The 614-nt window shown below is 48.0% G+C and carries 1 protein-coding gene; it reads left to right on the top strand.

From position 1 onward, the window contains the following. On the top strand, nucleotides 1-614 hold a 614-nt coding region (locus tag L5462_RS09245; protein WP_237780484.1), incomplete at both ends, for a right-handed parallel beta-helix repeat-containing protein.

The raw sequence follows: 614 nt of genomic DNA on the forward strand, positions 1-614 counted from the left end.
GGTAATGGTGGTAATTGTGTTGAGCTTAGGGATGCTGATGGGGTGACTGTTGAGGGTCTGGTGTTTGATGGTGGTGTGAGGCAGTTTAATTATGGTGTTGTGGCTGTTGACTGTGATGATCTTGTGCTGAGGGATCTTAGTATCAGTAATTGTACCTTGCAGGGTGTGCGTGTTGGTGGCACGGCTTCTAATGTGACTCTTGTGGGTGTTAATGTTACTGGTAGTGGTCAGCAGGGTCTCTATCTGGTTGAGGGTTCCGCGTTGAGGAATGTGACTGTGGAGGATTCCTGGTTTGTGGATTGTGGTTCTCATGGTATTCATAGGGGTTATTATTATTGGGGTGGTTTCCTTGATGGTCTGACCATCAGGGACTCCCATGTGGTTAGCAGTAGGGGTCATGGTGTGTTCCTTGAGGGTGGTAACACTCTCCGTAATGTGGTTCTGGATGACCTGAATGTTACGGGTTCTATGGGTGTTGGTGTTTATGTGTCCATGTCCGCTGGTGATGGTGGTAACCTGACGGTGAAGAACACGACGGTCTCTGGTAGTAATGGTGTGGGTATTCAACTGGAGAATATTCGTGGAGTTGTAACCTTGAGGGATAATACGGTGAC

Source organism: Methanothermobacter sp. K4 (assembly GCF_022014235.1).
GTDB lineage: Archaea > Methanobacteriota > Methanobacteria > Methanobacteriales > Methanothermobacteraceae > Methanothermobacter.